The sequence below is a fragment of the Mycolicibacterium aromaticivorans JS19b1 = JCM 16368 genome, from assembly GCF_000559085.1.
In the GTDB taxonomy this organism is placed as follows: Bacteria; Actinomycetota; Actinomycetes; order Mycobacteriales; family Mycobacteriaceae; genus Mycobacterium; species Mycobacterium aromaticivorans.
The window spans coordinates 2,686,592-2,706,252 of record NZ_JALN02000001.1 but is presented as its reverse complement, the minus strand read 5'-3'; the positions used below and the strand labels follow the sequence as shown (position 1 = coordinate 2,706,252).

The 19,661-nt window shown below is 65.9% G+C and carries 18 protein-coding genes and 2 tRNA genes; 7 read left to right on the top strand and 13 right to left on the bottom strand.

Translation table 11 applies throughout. The features are described from left to right. Positions 1 to 14 precede the first annotated feature (14 nt). Both Y900_RS13085 and pknB read left to right on the top strand, forming a co-directional pair. Positions 15 to 1,295: a serine/threonine-protein kinase gene (locus tag Y900_RS13085; RefSeq protein WP_036342291.1), complete on the top strand. Its 1,281-nt coding sequence runs from the start codon at positions 15 to 17 to the stop codon at positions 1,293 to 1,295. Beyond that, on the top strand, positions 1,292 to 3,175 hold the full coding sequence (pknB, locus tag Y900_RS13080) for a Stk1 family PASTA domain-containing Ser/Thr kinase (protein ID WP_036342290.1): 1,884 nt from the start codon (positions 1,292 to 1,294) through the stop codon (positions 3,173 to 3,175). Before Y900_RS13085 ends, pknB begins: the two co-directional genes overlap by 4 nt. Here pknB and Y900_RS13075 read toward each other — a convergent pair. Both Y900_RS13075 and Y900_RS13070 read right to left on the bottom strand, forming a co-directional pair. Next, entirely contained in the window at positions 3,159 to 3,842 is a 684-nt protein-coding gene (locus Y900_RS13075) for an aminodeoxychorismate/anthranilate synthase component II (RefSeq protein WP_036342289.1), read from the bottom strand. The genes pknB and Y900_RS13075 overlap by 17 nt on opposite strands. 28 nt (positions 3,843 to 3,870) lie before the next feature. Continuing rightward, complete coding sequence (locus Y900_RS13070) at positions 3,871 to 4,662, bottom strand: DUF881 domain-containing protein (RefSeq protein WP_051660045.1); 792 nt, start codon at positions 4,660 to 4,662, stop codon at positions 3,871 to 3,873. A gap of 49 nt (positions 4,663 to 4,711) precedes the next feature. Here Y900_RS13070 and crgA point away from each other — a divergent pair, with 49 nt between their 5' ends. Then, positions 4,712 to 4,993 (top strand): cell division protein CrgA, encoded by a 282-nt coding sequence (crgA, locus tag Y900_RS13065; protein ID WP_036342287.1) that lies wholly within the window; start codon positions 4,712 to 4,714, stop codon positions 4,991 to 4,993. A gap of 155 nt (positions 4,994 to 5,148) precedes the next feature. Then, positions 5,149 to 5,568 carry a PH domain-containing protein gene (locus Y900_RS13060; protein WP_036342286.1) on the top strand — a complete coding sequence of 140 codons (420 nt, stop codon included), beginning with the start codon at positions 5,149 to 5,151 and terminating at the stop codon, positions 5,566 to 5,568. Positions 5,569 to 5,635: 67 nt separating this feature from the next. Here the strand turns inward: Y900_RS13060 and Y900_RS13055 are convergent, their stop codons facing one another. Further along, complete coding sequence (locus Y900_RS13055) at positions 5,636 to 6,163, bottom strand: peptidylprolyl isomerase (RefSeq protein WP_036342285.1); 528 nt, start codon at positions 6,161 to 6,163, stop codon at positions 5,636 to 5,638. A 106-nt stretch (positions 6,164 to 6,269) separates the two neighbouring features. Between Y900_RS13055 and cwsA the strand changes: the two genes are divergently transcribed. Beyond that, complete coding sequence (gene cwsA, locus Y900_RS13050; RefSeq protein ID WP_036346635.1) at positions 6,270 to 6,680, top strand: cell wall synthesis protein CwsA; 411 nt, start codon at positions 6,270 to 6,272, stop codon at positions 6,678 to 6,680. A 200-nt stretch (positions 6,681 to 6,880) separates the two neighbouring features. Then, positions 6,881 to 7,027: a hypothetical protein gene (locus Y900_RS32395; protein WP_157838251.1), complete on the top strand. Its 147-nt coding sequence runs from the start codon at positions 6,881 to 6,883 to the stop codon at positions 7,025 to 7,027. Between the two features lie 21 nt (positions 7,028 to 7,048). Here Y900_RS32395 and Y900_RS13045 read toward each other — a convergent pair. From Y900_RS13045 to dnaA, 10 genes are all read right to left on the bottom strand, one after another. Beyond that, positions 7,049 to 7,121, bottom strand: a tRNA-Ala gene (locus Y900_RS13045). A gap of 129 nt (positions 7,122 to 7,250) precedes the next feature. Continuing rightward, positions 7,251 to 7,324: transfer RNA gene (locus Y900_RS13040), tRNA-Ile, on the bottom strand. A 69-nt stretch (positions 7,325 to 7,393) separates the two neighbouring features. Then, positions 7,394 to 8,278: a DUF3566 domain-containing protein gene (locus Y900_RS13035; RefSeq protein ID WP_036346632.1), complete on the bottom strand. Its 885-nt coding sequence runs from the start codon at positions 8,276 to 8,278 to the stop codon at positions 7,394 to 7,396. Positions 8,279 to 8,307: 29 nt separating this feature from the next. Beyond that, the gene (gyrA, locus tag Y900_RS13030) at positions 8,308 to 10,839 is read right to left on the bottom strand and encodes a DNA gyrase subunit A (protein ID WP_036342284.1); all 2,532 of its coding nucleotides are present in this window, start codon (positions 10,837 to 10,839) and stop codon (positions 8,308 to 8,310) included. 38 nt (positions 10,840 to 10,877) lie between these two features. After that, positions 10,878 to 12,890, bottom strand: a complete 2,013-nt coding sequence (gene gyrB / locus Y900_RS13025; protein ID WP_036342283.1) for a DNA topoisomerase (ATP-hydrolyzing) subunit B — start codon at positions 12,888 to 12,890, stop codon at positions 10,878 to 10,880. Between the two features lie 223 nt (positions 12,891 to 13,113). After that, on the bottom strand, positions 13,114 to 13,677 hold the full coding sequence (locus Y900_RS13020) for a DUF721 family protein (RefSeq protein WP_036342282.1): 564 nt from the start codon (positions 13,675 to 13,677) through the stop codon (positions 13,114 to 13,116). Further along, the gene (gene recF / locus Y900_RS13015; protein ID WP_036342281.1) at positions 13,674 to 14,822 is read right to left on the bottom strand and encodes a DNA replication/repair protein RecF; all 1,149 of its coding nucleotides are present in this window, start codon (positions 14,820 to 14,822) and stop codon (positions 13,674 to 13,676) included. Before recF ends, Y900_RS13020 begins: the two co-directional genes overlap by 4 nt. A 9-nt stretch (positions 14,823 to 14,831) precedes the next feature. Continuing rightward, positions 14,832 to 15,725 carry a phosphogluconate dehydrogenase (NAD(+)-dependent, decarboxylating) gene (gene gnd, locus Y900_RS13010; protein WP_036342280.1) on the bottom strand — a complete coding sequence of 298 codons (894 nt, stop codon included), beginning with the start codon at positions 15,723 to 15,725 and terminating at the stop codon, positions 14,832 to 14,834. A 27-nt stretch (positions 15,726 to 15,752) separates the two neighbouring features. Continuing rightward, positions 15,753 to 16,940 carry a DNA polymerase III subunit beta gene (gene dnaN, locus Y900_RS13005; RefSeq protein WP_036342279.1) on the bottom strand — a complete coding sequence of 396 codons (1,188 nt, stop codon included), beginning with the start codon at positions 16,938 to 16,940 and terminating at the stop codon, positions 15,753 to 15,755. Positions 16,941 to 17,451: 511 nt separating this feature from the next. Then, the gene (gene dnaA / locus Y900_RS13000) at positions 17,452 to 18,954 is read right to left on the bottom strand and encodes a chromosomal replication initiator protein DnaA (RefSeq protein WP_036342278.1); all 1,503 of its coding nucleotides are present in this window, start codon (positions 18,952 to 18,954) and stop codon (positions 17,452 to 17,454) included. Positions 18,955 to 19,512: 558 nt separating this feature from the next. On the opposite strand from dnaA, the gene rpmH reads away from it, so the two are divergent. Continuing rightward, positions 19,513 to 19,656, top strand: a complete 144-nt coding sequence (gene rpmH, locus Y900_RS30905; RefSeq protein WP_046365060.1) for a 50S ribosomal protein L34 — start codon at positions 19,513 to 19,515, stop codon at positions 19,654 to 19,656. The last annotated feature ends 5 nt before the right edge of the window (positions 19,657 to 19,661 follow it).

The window sequence follows — 19,661 nt, the reverse complement described above, 5'->3', positions numbered from 1 at the left end:
AAGCGAGGCAAGCAATGAGCCCGCGCGTAGGAGTCACGCTGTCCGGCCGGTACCGGCTGCAGCGGCTGATCGCCACCGGCGGCATGGGCCAGGTGTGGGAGGCGGTCGACAGCCGGTTGGGGCGCCGGGTCGCGGTCAAGGTGCTCAAGCAGGAGTTCTCGTCGGATCCCGAGTTCGTCGAACGCTTCCGCGCCGAGGCGCGCACCGTCGCCATGCTGAACCACCCCGGCATCGCGGCCGTGCACGACTACGGCGAGACCGATATGGACGGCGAAGGTCGCACCGCCTACCTGGTGATGGAGCTGATCAACGGTGAGCCGCTGAACTCGGTGATCAAGCGCACCGGCAGATTGTCGCTGCGGCACGCCCTGGACATGCTCGAGCAGACCGGTCGCGCGCTGCAGGTGGCCCACGCCGCCGGGTTGGTTCACCGCGACGTCAAGCCGGGCAACATCCTGATCACGCCCACCGGTCAGGTGAAGCTCACCGACTTCGGTATCGCCAAAGCCGTCGACGCGGCGCCGGTCACCCAGACCGGAATGGTGATGGGCACCGCCCAGTACATCGCCCCCGAGCAGGCGCTCGGTCACGACGCCACCGCCGCCAGTGATGTGTACTCGCTGGGAGTTGTTGGCTACGAAGCGGTTTCGGGTAAGCGGCCGTTCATCGGTGACGGCGCGCTGACGGTGGCGATGAAGCACATCAAGGAGACGCCGGCGCCGCTGCCTGCCGACCTCCCGCCGAATGTGCGCGAGCTGATCGAGATCACCCTGGTGAAGAACCCGGGCATGCGTTACCGCAATGGTGGGCAGTTCGCCGACGCGACCGCCGCGGTGCGGGCGGGTCGGCGTCCGCCGCGGCCCAACTCGGCGCCGACCATTCGCGCCACCCCGGCGTCGATCCCGGGCAGTTCGCCGCGGATGCCTGCCGCCGCCCCGCCCACCGGTACGCGCCCGCGGGCCAACACCGGCAGCCACCGCCCGCCGCCGCCGCGGCGCACGTTCTCCTCTGGTCAGCGGGCGCTGCTGTGGGCGGCCGGCGTACTGGGCGCCCTGGCGATCATCAGCGCCATCCTGATCGTGCTGGCCGACAAGGACCGCAAGGACAACAAGCCCGTAGAACAGACCGTCACCGACACCGTCACCCCCTCCAGCCAGGCGGCGCCGTCGGGTTGGACGGATCACCACATCGCCGGTAATCCTGGAGGACAGATCGGGGTACCCCGATTCAGCGCTGCCAGCGTGGATGCCGGCTCGCTGTCCGAGGCTGTTCACACTGACGAGAAACCGCGATGACCACCCCACAGCACCTCTCCGACCGCTACGAGCTGGGCGAGATCATCGGCTTCGGCGGCATGTCCGAGGTGCACATGGCCCGCGACACACGTCTGCACCGCGACGTCGCGGTCAAGGTGCTGCGCGCCGACCTGGCCCGCGACCCGAGCTTTTACCTGCGGTTTCGCCGCGAGGCCCAGAACGCCGCCGCGCTGAACCACCCCGCGATCGTGGCCGTCTACGACACCGGCGAGGCCGAGACCGCCAACGGTCCGCTGCCGTACATCGTGATGGAGTACGTCGAAGGCGTGACCCTGCGCGACATCGTCCACACCGACGGCCCCATCCCGTACCGCCGGGCCATCGAGATCATCGCCGACGCCTGCCAGGCGCTCAACTTCAGCCACCAGCACGGCATCATCCACCGCGACGTCAAACCGGCGAACATCATGATCTCCAAGACCGGCGCGGTGAAGGTCATGGACTTCGGCATCGCGCGCGCACTGGCCGACGCGGGCAACAGCGTCACCCAGACCGCGGCTGTGATCGGGACGGCGCAATACCTGTCGCCCGAGCAGGCCCGCGGCGAACCGGTCGACGCACGCTCCGACGTCTACTCGCTGGGCTGCGTGCTCTACGAGATCCTCACCGGCGAGCCCCCGTTCATCGGTGATTCCCCGGTGGCGGTGGCCTACCAGCACGTCCGCGAGGACCCGGTGCCACCGTCGCAGAAGCATTCGGGCATCTCGCCGGAGCTGGATGCGGTGGTGCTCAAGGCGCTGGCGAAGAACCCGGACAACCGCTATCAGACCGCCGCCGAGATGCGTACCGACCTGGTGCGGGTGCACAACGGCGAGGCTCCCGAGGCGCCGAAGGTGCTCAGCGCCGCCGAACGGACCTCGCTGCTCAACGCGGCGCCGGCCATGCCCTCCCGCGGTGACGAGACCGACGAATTCCCGCGGCACGGGGCGCTCGTCGAGAACGACCGCGCGGGCGGGTCCATCGGCCGCTGGCTGATCGTGGTCGCGGTGCTCGCCATCTTGACCGTGGTGGTGACCATCGGGATCAACATGGTCAGCGGCAATCCACGCAATCTGCAGGTGCCCGACGTCCGCGGGCAGAGCCAGGCCGACGCGATCGCCGCCTTGCAGAACAAGGGCTTCAAGATCCGCACTCAGCAGAAGCCGGACAACACCGTGCCTCCGGAGAAGGTCATCGACACCGATCCGGCGGCCAACTCACAGGCCGGCGCCGGCGACGAAGTCGTGATCAACGTCTCGACCGGGCCTGAGCAGCGAGAGGTTCCGGACTGCTCCAACAACCTGTCCTACGGCGAATGCGTCCAGAAACTCAGGGACGCCGGATTCGGCAAGTTCAAGCAAGTGAACTCACCGTCCACGCCGGACCAGAAGGACAAGGTGCTGTCGACGGTTCCGCCCGCGAACCAGACCTCGGCGATCACCAACGAGATCACGGTGGTCGTCGGCAACGGCCCGCAAACCGCCGAGGTGCCGGTGGTCGCGGGCCAGACGGTCGACGTCGCTCAACAGATCCTCACGGCATCGGGGTTCCCCAAGACGCTGCCGGTTCCGACGGACAGCACCGAGCCGTCCGGCCAGGTGGTCGGTACCGATCCCCCCAACGGGCAGACCGTGCCCCAAGACACCGTGATCCAGATCAAGGTGTCGAAGGGCAATCAGTTCGTGATGCCCGACCTGCGGGGCATGTTCTGGACCGACGCCGAGCCGCGGCTGCGCGGCCTCGGCTGGACCGGTGGGCTGGACAAGGGTGGTGACGTGCAGAACAGCGGTCAGCCGTCCCATGCCGTGGTGTCGCAGAGCCCGGCGCCGCAGAGCGCCGTGAACTTCGGCGCGACGATCACCCTCAGCTTTGCGTCGTAGCCGATCGCTCCTGCCCGCCGAGGGCATGCCGCACGGTGTCGGCGACCTCTTGCTCGAGGCGGCACACCAGCGACTCTTCGGGGGCGTGCCCGCAGAAGCCCAGCCAGTTGGCCAGCATCCGGTGACCGCCTTCGGTCAGGATCGACTCCGGGTGGAACTGCACGCCGTGGATCGGCAACTCCACGTGGCGGACGGCCATGACGACACCTCCCTCGGTGCGCGCGGTCACCTCGAGTTCAGCCGGCATGGTCTCCGGCAGGATCGTCAGCGAGTGATAGCGCGTCGCCGTGAAGGGGTCCGGAAGTCCGTGCAGCACACCGATATTCGTGTGATAGACGGTGCTGGTCTTGCCGTGCAGCAGCTCGGGGGCCCGGTCGACCGTCCCACCGAATGCCACACCGATCGCCTGGTGCCCGAGGCACACACCCAGCAGCGGGGTGCCCGCCGTGGCGCACGCGCGCACCAATGGGATCGAGGCTCCGGCACGTTCCGGCGTGCCCGGTCCCGGGCTGAGCAGGATCCCGTCGAATTCGGCGGCGACGCGGGCTACGTCAGCCAGGCGCTCGTCGTCGTTACGCCAGACCTGCGCGTCAACCCCGAGCTGGCCCAGATACTGGACGAGGTTGAATACGAAGCTGTCGTAATTGTCGACGACCAAAACCTGCATCCGGCCAGGTTACCCGGGGTGGTGCAGCTCAGTAGCCCACCGGGCCCGCCGGCTGGGCGTAGCGCATCCGCACCGGTTCGGTGTAGCCCGCGACCTGGACATCGTCGCGGACCTGCTCGCTGTAGCCCAGGCCGAACCGCACGACGTACTGCTTGTACAGCGTGACCAGGGGAGCCGACGCCAGTGCGGCCTGCATCGCGGACGCGTCCCCGATCGCCGTGATTTTGTACGGCGGGCTGTACGTACGCCCGTTCAGCAGCAGGGTGTTGCCGACGCACCGCGGAGCGGACGTCCCGATGATGCGCTGATCCTGCATCTGGATCGCCTCGGCGCCGGCGCTCCACAGGGCGTTGAGCACGGCCTGGATGTCCTGCTGGTGGACCACCAGGTCGTCCGGGGAGGCGTCGCGGGGGAAGCGCCCATTGGCGTCGCGCTGGGCGTCGGAGAGGGTGACCACCAGGCCGGCCCCGTGTACCGGATTCAGTCCGGCAGTGGCGGCCAGCTCGTCGGCGCGGGCCTGCATGGCCGCGAGCGCGGTGCCGGATCCCCCGCCGTGCGTGGAGTCGATCTGGGACGCCAGGGCGTCGCGCTGGGCACTGAGCCGGTCGACCGACTGCTGCGCGTCGTGCACCAGGTCGACGAGCCGGGGTGAGTCGCTGCGGCGGATCTCGCTGCCTCCGGACACACCGTGGGTGGCGGCCAGCAGAACGCCCGCCAGCAGGCACACCACCGGGACGCCGAACCGCCACGGCGAGCGCTGGGCACCCGTCGTCGCTGCCGCCGGAATTGTCGGGTCACGGCGCCGCTGCGTTAATCTCATAAGCGATCTGCGCACCATCGTCGCAGAAGATCCCGGCCCGAAGGTACCCATGCCCAAGTCCAAGGTTCGCAAGAAAAACGACTTCACGGTCAATCCGGTGAGCCGCACTCCGGTCAAGGTGAAGGCCGGCCCGTCGAGTGTGTGGTTCGTGGTGCTGTTCATCAGCCTGATGCTGATCGGGCTGGCCTGGCTGCTGGTGTTCCAGCTCGCCGCGTCCGGCTACGACACCCCGAGCGCGCTGCAGTGGATGGCCAAGTTGGGCCCCTGGAACTACGCGATCGCCTTCGGCTTCATGATCTCCGGGTTGTTGCTGACGATGCGGTGGCGCTGAGCGGCTGCGACACCCCGGCGGCCCCATGCTGTGCGAACGCCGTTCCCAGGCTGGCAACCTCCTGGTCACCCAATCACACGCGTGTGATTCATCCCCATTGTTGATAGCACCTGTGGATAACTGCATACCACGCGGTAGAGGTGCCGAGGACAGCCGTGCAGCAAACTGAGTGGGCGCCGAAAACTCCCGCCATCGCAGCTCTGGCGATCGGCGGCCTTTTGATGGCAATCGTCTGTGTGACCGTCATCACAGACGTGCCCGGCAGGATTCTCACCGGGATTGCTGCGCTCGGACTGGTCGCGTTCGCGGTCGGATCATGGCGAGCACGACCCCGGCTGGCTATCACCGGTGACGCGCTGGTGTATCGCGGGTGGTTCCGCGCCCAAACATTGTCGCGAGCCGATATCACGCTGATCCGTATCACCGAGTTCCGCCGGATCGGCCGCAAGACACGACTGCTCGAGGTCGACACGACCGCCGACCGGCTGATCGTGCTCAGCCGGTGGGACCTGGGAACCGACCCGGTCGATGTTCTGGACGCCTTGACCGACGCGGGATTCGCCGGCCGCCGCTAGCCCGGTGAGAGAGCACTGAGGGCGAGGATTCCGCGGAATCCTCGCCCTCAGTACTGCCTCAATGCGGTCAGGAGATGGTGATCGACTCGATCACCACATCGTCGGTGGGCCGGTCGTTGCGATCGGTCGCCGTGGTGGCGATCGCGTCGACGACCTTCTGCGATTCGGGGTCGACGATCTCACCGAAAATGGTGTGCCGACGGTTCAGGTGCGGGGTCTTGCCCACAGTGATGAAGAATTGGGAACCGTTGGTGCCCGGCCCTGCGTTGGCCATCGCCAGCAGGTAGGGCTTGTCGAACTGCAGCTCCGGGTGGAACTCGTCGGCGAACTTGTAGCCCGGGCCGCCGCGGCCGGTGCCCGTCGGGTCACCGCCCTGGATCATGAATCCGTCGATGACGCGGTGGAAGACGGCGCCGTCGTAGAAGGGGCCCGAGGTGCTGCCCGACGCGTTCTCCGTCGAGTACTCCTTGGTGCCCTGAGCCAGACCAACGAAGTTGGCGACGGTCTTGGGGGCGTGGTTACCGAACAGGGCGATCTTGATGTCGCCGCGGTTCGTGTGCAGGGTCGCTGTTGCGGTTGCGATGTCGCTCGTCACGGGAACTCAGTGTGCCACTAGGAGCCGGTGCCCGATCCCGCGGCCACCCCCGTGGCGCTGTGGCAGTGTTGACGGCATCAGCGCGCCACCGGTCGGGAGGATGGACATGGGTCGCAAGAATGAAGCCAAACTCACATCGCGCGAGCGGCTCAACCGCGGACTGCACTACACCGCCGTAGGCCCGGTGGACATCACCCGCGGCGTGGTCGGCATCACCGCGAATTCAGCGGAATCGGCCGCAGTCGCGCTCAGGCGCCGCGCCCGCGAGGCCCGTGCCGTGCAGCAGGAAGTCGGGGCCGAACTCGAGGCGGTCAAGCAGGTGGTGGCCGAGCTTCCGCAGGTTCTTCACGACGTCCGCACGGCGCAGCATCGGCGGCGCAGGCGGCGGCTGTTCGTGTTCGGCTTCCTGGGGCTGGCAACCGTCGGCGGGGCTGTGGCGTTCGTGATCACGAGGCGATCGTCGACGCCCGAGCCGTCCGCGCTGCCGCCGAGCGTCGAGGTGTCGCCGAAGATTTGACCCGGCAGCGAGGCGGCTGTTGCCGGCCGTCGGTATGCCGCTGGGTATTGAGTCCGGTTGCTGCGCAACAACATTTGCGGTCGCGATCGCCCTGCCCGCGACAGCGGCGAATCTTAGTTTGCTGAACTACTCAATTACATGTTGCGGTCTGTCAGCGATTTTGCTTTGCCGCGTCCGCCCTAACGTGCATTATGTTCGGCATGGGTTGGGGGAGCCTTTCGCATCAGAAGGTCAAGTGCGCGATCTGCAGCCACGAGCAGACGCTGTTCATCGACAAGGACACGTTCACCTGTCGCCAGTGCAAGAAGACGCTTCCGCGTCGCCTGGCGGTACCTGCCAGGGGCTGATTGCGCCTCGCGCCATTCTTGTGGAGCCTAGGAGATTCGAACTCCTGACATCTGCCTTGCAAAGGCAGCGCTCTACCAACTGAGCTAAGGCCCCGTACGTCTCAATCGTCGAGCGTGTGCCAAACCTCGCCGCGACGGGCCCGAATGACCGCGGCGCCCGCGACCAACACTGCCAACAGCAATGCAATCCGCACGGGCGCCCTTCCCGATGACCGAGACATCGTGGGCCTAGGAGGACTCGAACCTCCGACCTCTTCGTTATCAGCGAAGCGCTCTAACCGCCTGAGCTATAGGCCCGTATTTGCATACGACCGAGCGCCGAGATTACCGCACCGGGGGTGCTGCACCCAAACCGGTGCACCGGCGCTAGTCCCGGTCGGCCAGCGTGACCTCGATACCGCCGACGATGTCGGTGCTGAGGTTGTAGATGAACGCTCCGACCGTGGCCATCGCCGTCAGCAGCACGATGTTCACCAGTCCGATGAGCGCCGCTCCCCCGAAGATCGCGCCACTGGACACCAGCTCGCCGCCGCCACCGCTGGTTGCCGTCAGCAAGTCGCCGACGTTGCTGTTCAGCTTGCTCCACACGCCCATACCGCCCAGCACCAGATACAGGAATGCCACCGCGACCATCCACACGAAGAACAACGCCACCGACAGCAGAAGCGACACCTTCAGTGCGCTCCATGGATCGATGCGCCGAATCTGCATGCTGGCCCGCACCGGCCCGCGAGCGCGGTTGGCACCCACCTGAACGCGGGTGGACTGCCCGGCCGATCGCGCCGGCTGCTCGGGCGCCGGTTTGCGTTGCTGCGCAACCGGCTTGGGCGGGGCGACGCCCGACAGATCCGGTAGCTCGCTGACATAGCCCTCGGGACGGTTGCCCTCGGCGCGCGGCTCCGGCCGGACTTCGGGCCGGGCGTCGGGACGAAGTTCGGCCCGGGGCTCTGGCTTTCGCTCCGACTGTTGCGGACCGCCCGACCCAAGATCGGGTGCGGCGGTGCCGCTGATGAAACGGTTCACCCGTTGCTCGAGGCCCGGGCCTCCCGGCTGCGCCTGGCGAGGTTGCCCCTCACCGGCCGGTCGCTGGGGTGTCCCGCCCTGCCGCGCTCGCGCAGCACCGCGCTGCCACGGTGGGGCCTCGCCGGACTCGCCATTGGTGAGTCGGGGACCGGTCCGCTCGGCCGAGCCGGGCCCGTTGGCCGGGCCCTCACTCGGTCCGGGTTGGCCCGGCTCGTTCGGTGCGCTCACCACCACTCCTAACCTGTCGCCCCGCCGCGCTACGTCTCGTCGGACGAGTCGTCGGATTCGGAGTCCAGCCCGCCCACTTCGTCCGTGCTGTCCTGCTCCTCCGCATTGCGGGCGATAGCCAACAGTGTGTCGCCCTCACCCAGGTTCATCAAGCGAACGCCCTTTGTCTGGCGTCCGGCCTTGCGGACCTGACGTGCAGCGGTGCGAATGACACCGCCACCTGAGGTGATGGCGTACAACTCGCTGTCTTCATCGACCACCAATGCGCCCACCAGACTGCCACGTCGCCGGTCGTATTGAATGGTCAGGATGCCTTTACCGCCGCGGCCCTGGGCGGTGTACTCCTCGATCGCGGTGCGCTTGGCGTAACCACCGGCGGTCGCCACCAGCAGATACGTTCCCTCCCGCACGACGTTGAGCGACAGCAGTCGATCGTCCTCGTTGAACCGCATGCCCTGCACACCCGAGGTGGCCCGGCCCATCGGCCGCAGCGCCTCGTCGGTGGCCGAGAACCGGATCGACTGGCCGTTGGCACTGACCAGCAACAGGTCTTCCTCCGCCGAGCACAGCACCGCACCGACCAGTTCGTCGCCGTCGCGCAGGTTGATCGCGACGATTCCGCCCGAGCGGTTGGAGTCGAAGTCGGTGAGCTTGGTCTTCTTCACCAGGCCGTTGCGGGTGGCCAGCACCAGATATGGCGCGTCCTCGTAGCTCTTGATCTGGATCACCTGAGCGATCCGCTCCTCGGGCTGGAACGCCAGCAGATTGGCCACGTGCTGGCCGCGTGCGGTACGCGAGGCCTCCGGCAGCTCGTAGGCCTTGGCTCGATACACCCGGCCCTGAGTGGTGAAGAACAGGATCCAGTCGTGCGTCGACGACACGAAGAAGTGCCGCACGATGTCGTCCTGCTTGAGGCCGGCGCCCTGCACACCCTTGCCGCCGCGCTTCTGGCTGCGGTATAGGTCGGTCTTGGTGCGCTTGGCGTAACCGGTCTCGGTGATGGTGACGACGACGTCCTCGCGGGCGATCAGGTCCTCGTCGGACACGTCGCCGTCGTTGGCCACGATCCGGGTGCGACGGTCATCGCCGTGCTTGTCGGCGAGTTCCTCGAGTTCGTCGCGGACGATCGCGCGCTGCCGCTCCGGCTTGGCGAGGATGTCCTCCAGGTCCGCGATCTCGGCCTCGATCTTGGCCAGATCGTCGACGATGCGCTGGCGCTCCAATGCGGCCAGGCGGCGCAGCTGCATGTCGAGGATGGCCTGCGCCTGGATCTCGTCGACGTCGAGCAGGTCCATCAAGCCCACCCGGGCCACGTCGGCACTTTCCGACGCGCGGATCAACGCGATGACTTCGTCGAGGGCATCCAGCGCCTTGACCAGACCGCGCAGGATGTGGGCCCGCTCGTTGGCCTTGCGCAGCCGGTACCGGGTGCGCCGGATGATCACGTCGAGTTGGTGTGCAACGTAGTAGCGGATCATCTGGTCCAGGCGCAGCGTCCGGGGCACACCGTCGACGATCGACAGCATGTTGGCACCGAAGCTGGTCTGCAGCTGGGTGTGCTTGTAGAGGTTGTTCAGCACCACCTTGGCCACGGCGTCGCGCTTGATCTCGACGACGATCCGCAGGCCGACCCGGTCACTGGACTGGTCTTCGATATTGGAGATGCCGCCGAGCTTTCCGTCGCGGACCTGCTCGGCGATCGAGGTGATGAAGTTGTCGTGGTTGACCTGATACGGCAACTCGGTGATCACGATCGAGGTGCGACCGCGCGAATCCTCTTCGATCTCAACGACACCGCGCATCCGGATCGAGCCGCGGCCCGTGGTGTAGGCGTCGTGGATGCCTTGGGATCCGACGATCAAACCGTGAGTGGGGAAGTCGGGCCCCTTGACTCGCTCGCAGACCGCGGCGAGCGTCGCCTCTTCGTCGGCTTCGTGGTTTTCCAGGCACCAGTAGACGGCTTCGGCCAACTCACGCAGGTTGTGCGGCGGGATGTTGGTGGCCATGCCGACGGCGATACCGCCGGATCCGTTGGCCAACAGGTTCGGGAACCGGCTCGGCAGGACAGTGGGTTCCTGGACGCGGCCGTCGTAGTTCGGGATGAAATCGACTGTCTCCTCGTCGATTTCACGCAACATCTCCATGGCCAGTGGCGTCAGCCGGGCCTCGGTGTACCGCATGGCGGCCGCCGGATCGTTGCCCGGTGAGCCGAAGTTGCCTTGGCCGTCGACCAGTGGGTAGCGCAGCGACCACGGCTGCGCCATGCGCACCAGGGTGTCGTAGATCGACGAATCACCGTGCGGGTGGTAGTTACCCATCGTCTCGGCGACCGACCGCGCCGACTTGGCATGGCCACGGTCCGGCCGGAATCCGGAGTCGAACATGGCATAGAGCACGCGCCGGTGTACCGGCTTGAGGCCATCACGAACCTCGGGAAGCGCACGACCGACGATAACGCTCATCGCGTAGTCGATGTAGCTGCGCTGCATCTCCTGCTGGATGTCGACCGGTTCGATGCGGTCGCCGGCCTCGTCGCCGGGGGGCAGGGTGGTGTCAGTCATGTGATTCCTCTGTTGTCCCTACGAAGGGCGGTGCGTCACTAAACATCAAGGAAGCGAACGTCTTTGGCGTTGCGAGTGATAAAGCTGCGACGTGCCTCGACGTCTTCGCCCATCAGGATGGAGAACAGCTCGTCGGCCGCAGCGGCGTCATCAAGGGTGACCTGCCGCAGCACCCGGACCGTCGGGTCCATGGTGGTCTCCCACAGCTCCTTGGCATCCATCTCGCCGAGACCCTTGTAGCGCTGGATACCGTCGTCGACGTTGATCTTCTTGCCGGCCGCCTTACCCGCCTCCAGCAGACCGTCGCGTTCGCGGTCGGAATAGGCGAACTCGGGCTCGCTGCGCTGCCACTTCAGCTTGTACAGCGGCGGCTGCGCCAGGAAGATGTGGCCGTTCTCCACCAGCGGCTTCATGAACCGGAACAACAGCGTCAGCAGCAGCGTCGAAATGTGTTGTCCATCAACGTCGGCGTCGGCCATCAGCACGATCTTGTGATAGCGCAGCTTGGCCAGGTCGAACTCGTCGTGGATGCCGGTACCCAGCGCGGTGATGATGGCCTGGACTTCGGTGTTCTTCAGCACCCGGTCGATGCGGGCCTTCTCGACGTTGATGATCTTGCCGCGCAGCGGCAGGATCGCCTGGAACATCGAGTCGCGGCCGCTCTTTGCCGAGCCGCCGGCTGAGTCACCCTCCACCACATACAGTTCGGACTTGCTGGGATCGGTGGAACGGCAGTCGGCGAGCTTGCCGGGCAGGCCGCCGATATCGGTTGCACTCTTGCGCCGCACCAGCTCTCGCGCCTTGCGCGCCGCGATCCGCGCCTGGGCCGACGATACCGCCTTGTTCACGACGGTCTTCGCCTCGGTCGGGTTGGACTCGAACCAGTGGGTCAGCTGCTCGTTGCAGATCTTCTGAACAAACGACTTCACTTCGGTATTACCGAGTTTCGTCTTCGTCTGCCCCTCGAACTGCGGCTGGGAAACCTTCACCGAGATCACCGCGGCCAAGCCTTCGCGGATGTCGTCGCCGGTGAGGTTGGCGTCCTTTTCCTTGAGGAGTTTCTTGTCCTTGGCGTACTTGTTGACCACCGTGGTCAGCGCGGCACGGAACCCCTCTTCGTGGGTACCGCCCTCATGGGTGTTGATGGTGTTGGCGAAGGTATGCACCGACTCCGAATAGCCGGCGTTCCACTGCATCGCGATCTCGACCTCGTGGCCCTCGCCCTTGCCGTCGAAGTCGATGACGCTGGGCTGGATCGAGTTCTTGGTGCGGTTGATGTGTTTGACGAAGTCGACCAGACCGCCCGGGTAATGGAACACCCGGTGCTTGACCTTGTGCGGCGCAACTGCCTCGGCGGCCTTCTCCTCGGCCGACTTCGGCGCCTCGGCCGTATCGCTGACCACCTCATCCACGACCTGCTCGGGGGTCACCCGCTCGTCGGTCAACTCGATGGTCAGGCCCTTGTTGAGGAACGCCATCTCCTGTAGCCGGCGCGCAATGGTCTCGAAGTCGTAGGTGGTGGTCTCGAAGATGTCCGGATCGGCCCAGAATCGGATCGTCGTGCCGGTCTTCTTGGTCTTCTCGCCTTGGCGCAGAGTGCCGGGCACCGACCGGTCATAGGTCTGGAACCACTCGTAGCCGGCGGTGCGGACATCGGCCTCCAACCGCACCGACAGCGCATTCACCACCGAGACGCCCACGCCGTGCAGACCGCCGGACACCTGATAGGCGCCCTCCTCGAACTTGCCGCCGGCGTGCAGGACGGTCATGACCACGTCGATGGTGGGGATCCCGGTGGCGTGCATGGCAACCGGGATTCCGCGGCCGTCGTCAGTGACCTCGACGCCGCCGTCCTCGAGGATCCGCACCGTCACCGTGGTGGCAAAACCCGCCATCGCCTCGTCAACCGAGTTGTCGACGACCTCCCAGACGAGATGATGGAGTCCTCGCTCTCCGGTGGAACCGATATACATACCGGGACGTTTGCGGACCGCCTCCAAGCCTTCGAGGACTTTGATCGAGTCGGCACCGTACTGTTCATTGGCAGCCACTAGCGGAACGCTCTCCTTGGGGTTCGCAAGCGCACGGTGTCACCGGCCGCGCGCGGGTCTTGTCCAGTCTACCGGTAAGTGCGTTCCGGACTGATTCTGCGGCCGCGTTTCTACACACCTAGTTGACCCGTGCACGGAATTTCGCGGATCGGCATACGTGGTGACGCTTGACACTGTGGTCGGCGCGCGTCTCGTGGCTGTCAGCCGACAGTGGTGGTGCGGCTCACCCGTAGGTGTCGCGCGGCCCGCGCCCAGAGATGTGCAGCGGACCCTTTCGCCACGACGGAGCCACCGGACCGGTGATCTTCATCGACTTCACCACCCCGTCGCCGACCGCGGCGGCGATCTTGGCCAACAGCTGCGACTGCACCATCCGCAACTGGGTCGCCCACGCGGTCGATTCGGCGGCCACGCTCAACACACCGTCGCGCAGCGCGATCGGCTGGGCGTGCTCGGCGATCTGCTCGCCGACCACCGTCGCCCACTGCGCGAACACCGCGCCCTCGGCGACCCGGCCCGTCCAACCGCGCGATTTCGCCAGGTCGTTGGCGGCTGTCCCGAACGTCTGTGGATCACGGCGATCCGGCCCGGGCCCCGACCAGGTCCGGCGACTGCCCCGCTCGGCGCCTCGCCTGGCCCGGGGAGAGCGGCCGCCACGACCGACTTCCTTGCCCTGGCTGCGGGCCGCACCGCGGGCTTCCTCCAATGCGCGGCGCACCAGATCCATCCCGGCCAGATTCGCGAGGTGCTCGGGCGGACCGGCCGGCTCGTCCTCTGGTTCGGTCATGTCACCACCTCCGACATCCGGCCGCCGTCGTCGTCACGCAAGCTGATGCCGATCCGGGTGGCGTCCCAATCGCTCGGGATGTCTTCCCCGACGGCCGCGGTGATGAGTACCTGCTCGGCGTCGGCGGCCACACCGGCCAAGGCCCGCCGCCGCGCGTTGTCCAGCTCGGCGAACACGTCGTCGAGGATCAGCACCGGTTCGCTGCCCTCGGTGCGCAACAGTTCATAGGACGCCAGCCGCAACGCCAATGCCATCGACCAGGATTCGCCGTGACTGGCGAACCCCTTGGCCGGCTGATCACCGAGCCGCAGTTCCACGTCGTCGCGGTGTGGTCCGACCAGGCACATCCCGCGTTCTAGTTCCGCGCCGCGCCGCGCCGCCAGTCCCGCCAGCAGAGCGGCCTCGAGATACTCGGCGTCGTGACCGTCGTCCGTCCCGTCGAGGACGCTGCTGCGATAACTGATCGCCGCCGGACGAGACGCCGGAGCCAACAGCTGATAAGCCTTCTCCACCTCAGGTGCCAGAAGATTCGTCAGCTCGATCCGGGCCGCCATCAGCTGTGCCCCGTGCGCGGCCAGGTGGCCATCCCACACGTCGAGGGTCTCCAGCACCCCGGAATCACCTCGAAAGCGTGCTCCTGCAGCGGATTTCAACAACGCCGTGCGCTGTTTGAGCACCTTGTCGTAGTCGGCGCGGATCGCCGCGACCCGCGGCCGCCGCACCGAGGCAAGCTCGTCGAGGTAGCGCCTGCGTTCGCCGGGATCGCCGCGGACCAAAGCCAGATCCTCGGGCGCGAACAGCACGGCGCGCACCGCACCGAGGATGTCGCGGGTGCTGCGTACCGGGGAACGGTTCAGTCGAGCCTTGTTGGCTCGCCCGGCCGCGATCTCGAGATCGATCGCCAGTTCCCTACCTTCGTTGACGACGATGGTCGATACCACCGCGCGTTCGGCGCCGGCGCGGATCAGAGGCGCGTCGGTGGCGACCCGGTGCGATCCCAGCGTTGCGCAATACCACAGCGCTTCAACAAGATTCGTTTTTCCGAACCCGTTGGGTCCGACGAACACCGTTCGGCCCGGCGCCAATTCGAGATCAACACCTTCCCACGACCGGAAGTCGCGAAGTGTCAGGTGCCGGACATACATTGCGGCTGGTTATCCCGACACCGAGACCCGCTTGACCGCGTGCCCACCGAACTGATTACGCAGTGCCGAAACAGCTTTCATCGTCGGCGAATCTTCTTGCCGCGATGCGAAACGTGCGAACAGCGACGCTGCGATCACCGGCATCGGCACCCGGTGACGGATGGCCTCTTCCACCGTCCAGCGGCCCTCGCCGGAATCCTCGGTGTAACCCGAGATCGCGTCGAACGCGGGGTCTTCCTTGAGAGCCTTGGCCAGCAGCTGCTGCAGCCACGACCGCACGACAGTGCCGTTGGTCCACGCCTGGATCACCGCTTGCGTGTCTGTGATCAGCGGTTCGGCAGCCAGCAACTCGTATCCCTCGGCGTAGGCCATCATGAGCCCGTACTCGATACCGTTGTGGACCATTTTGGCGTAGTGACCCGCACCGACCGGGCCAGCATGCACGAAACCGTCGGCCAGATCACCAGGCGGACGCAACGTGTCGAAGATGGGCATCACCCGCGCGACGTCCTCGTCGCTACCGCCGACCATCAGGCCGTAGCCCTCGGCCAGACCCCAGATGCCGCCGGACACACCAGCGTCGACAAACGAAATACCCTTCTTGCCAAGCAATTCCGCGTGCGGACCATCTTCGGTGTACTTGGAGTTGCCGCCGTCGACGACCAGGTCACCCGGGCTGAGCACCTCCGCCAGCGAGCTGATCGTGTCATCGGTGATCGGCCCGGACGGCACCATTACCCAGATCACCCGTGGAGCGCTGAGCGCCTCGGCGAGCGCGGCCAGGGTCGGAACGTCGGTGACTTCGGGTCTGGGGTCGTACCCGATGACTTCGTGTCCGCCTTCGCGCAACCGCTGGCGCATGTTGAAGCCCATTTTGCCAAGACCGACCAAACCCAGCTGCATGACTGCCTCTCTACGTCGGGGATCCGGTCAGCCTGGCAGACGGACCGGCATCAACAGGTATACGTAGTCGGTCTGAACAGCCGGGAACGGTCCGGTGCCATCTACCTGTGTTTCCGCATTCGCGGGGCGCAACACCGCTGGGCGGCTGGGAGTGGTGAATCCGAACGTCACCCGGTCGGAATGCAGCGACCCCAGACCGTCGGTCAGGTAGGTGGGGTTGAAGGCGATCGTCAGCGGCTCGCCGGCGAACTCGACATCCAAGTCTTCCTCGGCGCGGCCGACGTCATCGGCACCGGCCGACAGGTGCAAGACTCCGTCGCCGAATTCCATCCGGACCTGCGCGCCTCGATCGGCAACCAATGCCACACGCTTGATCGCTTCGGTGAGCTCACCGACTCCGATGGTCGCCACCGCGGTGTGCTCGGCGGGCAGCAGCTGACGGAACTTCGGGAACTCGGCGTCGAGCAGGCGAGTGGTGCTGCGCTTGCCGCCGCTACGGATGCCCAACAGGCCTTCCTTGCCCACTGCCGAACCTGCACCCAGAGCCAGGTGAACCTCAGAGCCGGACGTCCCGGCCTTGGCCGCTTCGGCCAACGTCTTGGCCGGCACCAGCACCGCGGCTTCCAGGCTGGGGGAGGAGGTCGACCAGGTCAGTTCACGCACGGCCAACCGGAACCGGTCGGTCGCGGCCAAAACCACTGTCTCACCGGAAATCTCCACCCGGATCCCGGTCAGCATCGGCAGCGTGTCGTCGCGACCGGCGGCAACGGCCACCTGGCCGATCGCCTCACCGAACAGATCGGCGGAGATGACACCGGTCTCCTCGGGCAGTTCCGGCAGCGCCGGGTAGTCCTCGACAGCCATGGTCGGCAGCGAGAACCGAGCGCTTCCACAGCTCAGCGCCACGCGGGTGCCTTCGACGCTGACGTCCACCGGCTTGGCCGGCAACGCCCTGGTGATGTCGGACAGCAACCGACCGGACACCAAAACACTTCCAGGAGAGGCGATTTCGGCGGGAACCCGGACCTCGGCCGACACCTCGTAATCGAAGCCGGAGATGGTCAAACCCTCATCGGTACCGGTGAGCAGCACGCCGGCCAGCACCGGGACCGTCGGCCGGGTCGGAAGATTACGGGCAACCCAGGCCACCGCGTCGGCGAAGTCCTCCCGCACCAAGCGGAACTTCAGGTCGGAGCCAACCGTCGTCGTTGCCACGTCTACATAGTCCCTTCATCACCCAATAACCCCGACCAGAGTCCACCGCGTGCCGGAGCACGGATGGGCGCGATCTGTGAGCGACAGCCGCTGAACGGCAGTCAGAAGAACAACCGTAGAGCGTCGGGCGCCATCTTGAAAGCTAATCGATCGCGGTGACAAGAGCGCCGCGACACCGTGCCGGATGCGCTGTGAACCGGCTGCTCCCCAACCCTGTCTTCAAAGAAGAAAATGGAAGAGAGAGAACGGTAATAGTAATAGGGCCTGTGCAACCTGTGGACTAGCCGACCGATTGCCTGCTCCGGCGGTGTGACGCCATGTGGACCAGTTGTGCATGACCGGGGGCGAATCACAGGACTGGTGTGCACAGCCGGTGGTTGTTCATTGTCATTCCGATACTTCCGCCGCGATGTGAGGTGTTGTCCACAACCGTGTACACAAGCCCAGAGTGTGACGGGTGGTACGACAGTGGCCGAAGTTTTTCGCGGCGATGACAGAAAAAGTGGAGATTTCAGCGCTTGGAACGCTGGCGGATCCGGGTGGTGAGCTCCTTGACGTGATCGAACACCTCACGCCGATGGGCCATTTCACCGCGAATCTTCTTCTCCGCGTACATGACCGTGGTGTGGTCACGGCCGAACGCCTGCCCGATCTTGGGCAGTGACAAGTCAGTGAGCTCACGGCACAGATACATGGCGATCTGCCGCGATTGAGCCAGTGCCCGGGTCTTGCCCGGCCCCCGCAATTCCTCGACGGTGGTGTCGAAATACTCGGCGGTGGCCGCCATGATGGCCGCGGTGCTGATCTGCATGGTGCCGGCATCGGCGATCAGGTCACGCAACACGATCTCGGCGAGAGCCTTGTCGATCGGTGTCTTGTTCAGCGAGGCGAACGCGGTGACACGGATCAACGCACCCTCGAGCTCGCGAATGTTGCGCTCGATGCTGCTGGCGATGAGCTCCAGGACGTCATCGGGGACGTCGAGGCGCTCCATCTGCGCCTTCTTCCGCAAGATCGCGATGCGGGTTTCGAGTTCGGGCGGCTGGACGTCGGTGATCAGTCCCCACTCGAACCTGGTCCGTAGCCGATCTTCGAGGGTCGCCAGCTGTTTGGGCGGCCGGTCGGACGAGATCACGATCTGCTTGTTGGCGTTGTGCAGCGTATTGAAGGTATGAAAGAACTCTTCCTGAATACCTTCTTTGCCTTCGATGAACTGGATGTCGTCCACCAGGAGCACGTCGATGTCGCGATAGCTGCGTTTGAACGCGACCTTACGGTCGTCGCGCAGCGAGTTGATGAAGTCGTTGGTGAACTCTTCGGTGGAGACGTACTTCACCCGCATGCCGGGAAACAGCCGTTGCGCATAATTTCCGGCGGCGTGCAGCAGGTGGGTCTTACCCAGTCCGGACTCACCCCAGATGAACAAGGGGTTGTACGCGCGAGCCGGCGCCTCGGCGATCGCCAGGGCCGCCGCGTGGGCGAACCGGTTTGAAGCACCGATGACGAACGTGTCAAAGGTGTAGCGGCGGTTGAGGCTGATGCCGGGCGCTTCGGCCGACGGGTTACTGCGGGGCCGCTCGATGAAGTAACTCGGCCAGGTCTCGTGAGCGCTGGCGAGCGCCTCGCGGTCTTCGTCCACCTCGTCGAGGTCGGAGTCGACGACGGCCGGCTCCGCTGGGGCGGGTTCGTTGTCGGCTTCCAGCGAGGGCGGAGCGATCCGGACACCGAGTTCGACCCGCTGACCCAGGCGCCGGCTGAGGGCGTCGACGATCTGGGTCCGCAGATGCCGTTCGATCTCGTTCTGCACGAAGCTGCTCGGCACAGACAGCAGGGCGAAGCCCTCGGCGATCGTGAGTGGTTGAACCAACTTGAGCCACGCGCGTTGCTGCGGAGTCAGCGGTGCATCGCCACCAGTTCCGTTACTGGGGCGCTGGTCCGCAGTTCCGTCGCCGTTGAGCTCGGCGACAACCGAACTCCACACCGTGGCGAACGCTGAACCGGGATCATCGGTCAACGACAGATCCCCCTGGTCGCAAGGTCGGGCAAGAAACCAATAGCTGAGCCGACGAACGATCTGTCCACATAGTTATCCACAGGTGTGGACAGGACAGTCGGTTCGCCTCGGAGCATATCGGCGCAGGGTCGCGGGTCGGCAGTAATCCCCGCATTGATCTCGTGTGGACCGTTCGCCGACCTGTTCCCCCGCTTGGTGATTGCGCGCCGCCTCGATCTGAAACGGCTTTGGCAGAAGCTAACAGTTTTCGGGGCGGGTGCCAACCGTTCTGCAACATTCGGATCACGACGAGATAACGGAGCCCTGCGGGAACGGTGACGGCTGAGGCAGCAGGGGATCAGTGCGGTGATCGACGGCACGACAAGGCGGTTTGACCAGGGGAAGTGAGGTCAGTACCCTCGAACAGTCGCCCATACGTCGGCGATACGGCTGCGACCGATTCGGGACCGCGCCGGTTAGAGCGAGACCAGAGCTTACCAACGGCGGTCGCGAACGCCGGTGTACACGCGCAAGCGTGTGCTCCGGACAGCGGCCGCCAAACGACGAGGAGATATAGCCGTGGCCAAGGGCAAGCGGACCTTCCAGCCGAACAACCGGCGCCGGGCGCGAGTTCACGGCTTCCGTCTGCGTATGCGGACGCGCGCCGGGCGCGCGATCGTGTCGGGCCGGCGCCGCAAGGGTCGTCAGTCACTGACTGCCTGATCCAC

Coding starts and splice junctions, on each gene's coding strand:
- cwsA (WP_036346635.1), top strand. CDS start 6,270: ATGGGTCGCAAGAATGAAGCCAAACTCACATCGCGCGAGCGGCTCAAC.
- Y900_RS32395 (WP_157838251.1), top strand. CDS start 6,881: ATGGGTTGGGGGAGCCTTTCGCATCAGAAGGTCAAGTGCGCGATCTGC.
- crgA (WP_036342287.1), top strand. CDS start 4,712: ATGCCCAAGTCCAAGGTTCGCAAGAAAAACGACTTCACGGTCAATCCG.
- recF (WP_036342281.1), bottom strand. CDS start 14,822: ATGTATGTCCGGCACCTGACACTTCGCGACTTCCGGTCGTGGGAAGGT.
- Y900_RS13085 (WP_036342291.1), top strand. CDS start 15: ATGAGCCCGCGCGTAGGAGTCACGCTGTCCGGCCGGTACCGGCTGCAG.
- Y900_RS13070 (WP_051660045.1), bottom strand. CDS start 4,662: ATGAGATTAACGCAGCGGCGCCGTGACCCGACAATTCCGGCGGCAGCG.
- Y900_RS13020 (WP_036342282.1), bottom strand. CDS start 13,677: ATGACCGAACCAGAGGACGAGCCGGCCGGTCCGCCCGAGCACCTCGCG.
- Y900_RS13075 (WP_036342289.1), bottom strand. CDS start 3,842: ATGCAGGTTTTGGTCGTCGACAATTACGACAGCTTCGTATTCAACCTC.
- pknB (WP_036342290.1), top strand. CDS start 1,292: ATGACCACCCCACAGCACCTCTCCGACCGCTACGAGCTGGGCGAGATC.
- gyrA (WP_036342284.1), bottom strand. CDS start 10,839: ATGACTGACACCACCCTGCCCCCCGGCGACGAGGCCGGCGACCGCATC.
- gnd (WP_036342280.1), bottom strand. CDS start 15,725: ATGCAGCTGGGTTTGGTCGGTCTTGGCAAAATGGGCTTCAACATGCGC.